The 4,796-nt window shown below is 66.3% G+C and carries 4 protein-coding genes; all 4 read left to right on the top strand.

Annotation, left to right across the window (positions count from 1 at the left end):
• Positions 1-127: 127 nt before the first annotated feature.
• Complete coding sequence (gene xerD, locus ACLFQI_RS11645) at positions 128-976, top strand: site-specific tyrosine recombinase XerD (RefSeq protein WP_410759521.1); 849 nt, start codon at positions 128-130, stop codon at positions 974-976.
• A gap of 196 nt (positions 977-1,172) precedes the next feature.
• Positions 1,173-1,892, top strand: coding sequence for a DsbC family protein (locus tag ACLFQI_RS11640; RefSeq protein WP_410759519.1), 720 nt, complete (start codon positions 1,173-1,175; stop codon positions 1,890-1,892).
• Positions 1,893-2,006: 114 nt separating this feature from the next.
• On the top strand, positions 2,007-2,678 hold the full coding sequence (locus ACLFQI_RS11635; RefSeq protein WP_410759517.1) for a thiol:disulfide interchange protein DsbA/DsbL: 672 nt from the start codon (positions 2,007-2,009) through the stop codon (positions 2,676-2,678).
• Between the two features lie 114 nt (positions 2,679-2,792).
• Positions 2,793-4,796: S9 family peptidase (locus ACLFQI_RS11630; protein WP_410759515.1), on the top strand; the 2,004-nt coding region annotated here is incomplete at its 3' end.

The raw sequence follows: 4,796 nt of genomic DNA, 5'->3' as shown, positions 1-4,796 counted from the left end.
CGCTGACCTTGGCGCTGGCACTGGCCTTGGCACTAGCCCTGGCGCTGGTTCGAGCGCTGGATCGAGCGCCGGCACTGGCGCCGAGGCGGGCCTGAGGATCATCGAGGCCTTTGCCGACGCCCTCTGGATGGAGCGCGGCCTGAGCGCGAATACGCTCGCGGCCTATCAATCGGACCTGCGTGCCTTTCACCAGTGGCTGAGCCGCGACCGCCAGCGCGACCTGATCCAAGCCCAGCGCAGCGATCTACTCGACTACCTCGCGCTGCTCGCCCAGCAGGGGCGCAAGCCGCGCTCGGCGGCGCGAGTGCTGTCCTGTCTGCGGCAGTTCTATGGGCATCTCAGACGCCAGGGCCGCATCCACGAAGATCCGAGCGAGCGGGTCGACGCGCCACGGCTCGGGCGACCGCTGCCGACGTCGCTGACCGAGGCCGATGTCGAGACCCTGCTGGCGGCGCCCGATACCGACGATCCGCGCGGTCACCGCGATCGCACCATGTTGGAAGTGCTCTATGCCAGCGGCCTGCGCGTCACCGAGCTGGTCACCCTGCGGCCGGATGCCGTCAGCCTGACCCAGGGCGTGGTGCGCATCACCGGCAAGGGCGACAAGGAGCGCCTGGTGCCGCTCGGCGAGGAGGCCACCGATTGGTTGGTGAGCTATATGCGCGGTCCGCGCGCCGTCTTGCTCGGCGCGCGCGCCTGCGATTATCTGTTCCCGACCCAGCGCAGCGATTGCATGACGCGCCAGGCCTTCTGGCAGTTGATCAAGCGCTACGCGGCGCTGGCCGGGATCGTCAAGCCGCTGTCGCCGCATACCCTGCGGCACGCGTTCGCGACCCATCTGTTGAACCATGGCGCCGATTTGCGCGTCGTACAGCTATTGCTCGGCCACGCGGATCTCTCCACCACCCAGATCTACACCCATGTCGCGCGCGAGCGCCTCAAGCAACTGCATGCCAAGCACCATCCCCGGGCTTGACGCGGCCCGCCACCTGGCTTGGCGCGCCGTCTGTCCAGATGTTAACCAGCGCAACAGTGGACCTTGAGGCTCGCATGCTCTAATGTTGCCGGCCTTTGCGACCGGGCTTTTCATCGGCCTTGGGCGAGCATCGCTGCCGTGGCCGAGCCCGATCCGACCCTTTCGAACATCATGCTCGACATTGGAGGACACTAGGATGACAACGCGTTTTCGATTCAGAATCGCCGCCGCTGCGGCGCTGTTGGTCGCCAGCACGACGCTCGCCGCAAGCGAGGCACAGACCATCCGCGAGGCACTGGCGAAGGTGCTGCCGGACGCAAAGCCGACCAGCGTGCAGCCAACTCCGATCGATGGCCTGTTCCAGGTCGAGATCGGCCCGCAGGTGATGTACATGACCGGCGACGGCCGCTATCTGATCGATGGCGCCATCGTCGACCTCGAGACGCGCGAGAATCTCGCCGACGCGGCTCAGAACAAGGCGCGCTTGCGCGCGCTCAGCGCCCTCGGCGAAGACGAGATGATCGTCTTCGAGGCGCCCGACGCCGAACACGAGATCACCGTCTTCACCGATATCGATTGCGGTTACTGCCGCAAGCTGCATCAGCAGATCGATGCCTATGCGGCGGAAGGCATCAGCGTGCGCTACCTGTTCTACCCGCGCACCGGCGTCGATACCCCATCCTATGAGAAGGCCGTCGCGGTCTGGTGCGCGAAGGATCAGCAGGCCGCGATGACCGAGGCCAAGAATGGCCAGCCGGTCGAGAGCCAGGCCTGCAACAATCCGATCGAGCGCCACATGGAGCTTGCTGAGCTGATGGGCATCCGCGGCACCCCGGCCATCGTGCTCGACAACGGCCAGATGGTGCCCGGCTTCGTCGAGCCGAAGCGCTTGGCGCAGGTTCTCGAAGAGCAATAAGCTAGTGTCCATCAGGGCTTCCCGAAGCTGCCGCGACCGGTCGCTCCGACATCGGGAAGTCATTTGTGGACAGTCACTCACGACGATCGTTGATGTTTCGCGGAGGAACCGATGATGGATAGAATTCGACGGCGCTTCAGCGCCTCCCTGCTGGTCGCGATGGCCTGCCTGCTGTGGCCGTTTGTGGGCACCAGCGCCGAACTCGTCGAGGGGCGCGACTGGCGGGCCCTGAGCAGCGACGCCCAGAGCACGCCCGAGGGGACGGACATCGAAGTCCAGGAGTTCTTCTCCTACGGCTGTCCGCATTGCGCGGACCTCAACCCCTTGATCGAGCAGTGGGCGGACGCTCTGCCGAGCGACGTGCGCTTCGAGCGCGTGCCGGTGACCTTTGGGCGCGCGGCCTGGGAGAGCTTGGCGCGACTCTATTTCGCGCTCGATTTCGCCGGCGAGCTGGAGGCGTTGGATCAGGCCGTGTTCGATGCCGTGACCCAGCGGCGCACCAACCTCTATAGCGAAAAGGCCGTGCTCAACTGGATCGCCGAGCAAGGGGTCGAGCGCGACGCCTTCGCCAAGGTCTACAACAGCTTCGCGGTCGAGGCGGCGCTCGCCAAGGCCAATACGCTCGCGGCCCGCTATCGCGTCGATGCGGTGCCGATGTTGATCGTCGACGGTCGCTATGTGGTCCTCAACGAGGGCGCCAAGACCCATGCCGATCTGCTCGAGATCGCCGATGGGCTGATCGACAAGGCGCGCCAAGCGCGGCAAGGCCAAGCCGGACACGATTGATCGCCGCTCATGCCCCGTCGTTCACACCCCCTATTGTTTGGTTCCATTCGCGCTTCCGTCCTCCTGATCGCATCCACCCTGTTGATTGCCTGCGTCCTCCTGATGAGCAGTTCAATGTCGAGTCATGCCGCTGATCCCGCAGCGGATTCCACAGCCAAGACCTCCGCCGCGGACGCCGCTGGCGGCGGGCTGCCGCGATTGATCCCGCGCGAGGTGCTGTTCGGCAATCCAACCCGCGCCCAGGCGCGGATATCGCCGGACGGTCGCCATCTGAGCTGGCTCGCGCCGTCCGCCGAGGGCGTGCTCAATGTCTGGGTGCAGCCCGCCGATCGCAGCACGGAGGCGCGCCAGATCACCGCTGACCAACGGCGCGGCATCCGCAACTACGGCTGGAGCCAGGACGGCGCGCGCATCCTCTATGTGCAGGACGAGGACGGCGATGAGAACTGGCATCTCTACGCGGTGGCGTTGGCGGGCGAGGAGGCCCAAGAGGCGCGCGACCTGACCCCGTTCGAGGGCGTGCGCGCGCAGAATCTGATGACCCATCCCGAGCATCCGAACCAGGTCCTGGTCGGGCTGAACAAGCGCGATCCGAGCGTCTTCGACATGTACCGGATACAGCTGGACAGCGGCGAGATCGCGCTGGATACCGAGAATCCGGGCGACGTGGTCAAATGGCTCACCGATGCCGATTTCCGCATCCGCGCCGCCGAGGCCTCCGATCCCGAGACCGGCGACGACATCATCCGCGTGCGCGACAGCGAGGATCAGCCCTGGCGCGAGCTGCTGCGCTTTCCGTTCGGCGAGAACGGCGGCGCACTGGCGTTCAATGAGCAGGGCGATCAGCTCTTCGTCACCAGCTCGCTCGGCTCCGATACCACCCGGCTGCTGGCCATCGACGCCAAGACTGGCGAGGTCAGCGCCGAACTGGCCAAAAACGCGAAGGCCGATGTCGGCTCGGTGGTCATGCATCCGACCGAGCATCGCGTCCAAGCCGTCGAGTTCGATTACCTGAAGCCGGAATGGACGGTCATCGATCCGCGCATCGCCGACGACCTGGCCTATCTGGAGGAGGTCGCCGAGGGCGCGGTCACGATCGCCAGCCGCACGCTGGCTGACGATCGCTGGGTGTTCGTCGACCAGCCCGACGATGGGCCGGCGACCTACTATCTCTACGATCGCCCGACGGATCGCAGCGACGATCGACCGACGGATCGCAGCGGCGATCACCCTTCGGATCGCACTGCGAGCACGACTCGCCCTCCGCGTCAGGCCGAGCGCCTGTTCGTGACCCGCCCCGAGCTGGCGGAGTACGACCTGGCCAAGATGCGGCCGCTGGAGATCCAGGCCCGCGATGGCCTGACGCTGCCCTCCTATCTGACCCTGCCGCTCGGCCTCGAGCCCAAGCAGTTGCCGCTGGTCTTGCTGGTGCACGGCGGTCCCTGGGCGCGCGATGACTGGGGCTACAGCGCCCAGGCGCAATGGCTGGCGAATCGCGGTTACGCGGTGCTGCAGGTCAACTTCCGTGGCTCGACCGGCTTCGGCAAGGCGTTCCTCAACGCCGGCAACCAGGAATGGGGCGTCGGTGCCATGCAGCACGACCTCACCGACGCGGTGCGCTGGGCGATCGCGCAGGGCATCGCCGATCCCGAGCGCGTCTGCATCTACGGCGGTTCCTATGGCGGTTACGCGACCCTGGCCGGGCTTGCCTTCACGCCCGAGCTGTACGCCTGCGGGGTCGATCTCGTCGGCCCCTCCAACATCGAGACCCTGTTCCAATCGGTGCCGCCGTACTGGGCACCGATGAAGAAGCAGTTGGTCAAGCGCGTCGGCGATGTCGAGAACGACCCGGAGCTGAACCGGCGCATCTCGCCGCTGTTCCATGCTGACAAGATCGAGGCGCCGCTGATGGTGCTACAGGGCGCCAATGACCCGCGCGTGAAGATCGCCGAGGCCGATCAGATCGTCGCCGCGATGCGCGAGAAGGAGCTGCCGGTCACCTACATCGTCTTCCCCGACGAAGGTCACGGCTTCGCCCGGCCCGAGAACCGGCTCGACGCCAATGCCCGCATCGAGCGGTTCCTCGCCGAGCAGCTCGGTGGTCGCGCCGAGCCGGTC

It is taken from the genome of Halochromatium sp. (assembly GCF_046541315.1).
Classification (GTDB): domain Bacteria; phylum Pseudomonadota; class Gammaproteobacteria; order Chromatiales; family Chromatiaceae; genus Lamprobacter.
This window is presented reverse-complemented; position numbering and strand designations above follow the sequence as displayed.

Coding starts and splice junctions, on each gene's coding strand:
- ACLFQI_RS11635 (WP_410759517.1), top strand. CDS start 2,007: ATGGATAGAATTCGACGGCGCTTCAGCGCCTCCCTGCTGGTCGCGATG.
- ACLFQI_RS11640 (WP_410759519.1), top strand. CDS start 1,173: ATGACAACGCGTTTTCGATTCAGAATCGCCGCCGCTGCGGCGCTGTTG.
- xerD (WP_410759521.1), top strand. CDS start 128: ATGGAGCGCGGCCTGAGCGCGAATACGCTCGCGGCCTATCAATCGGAC.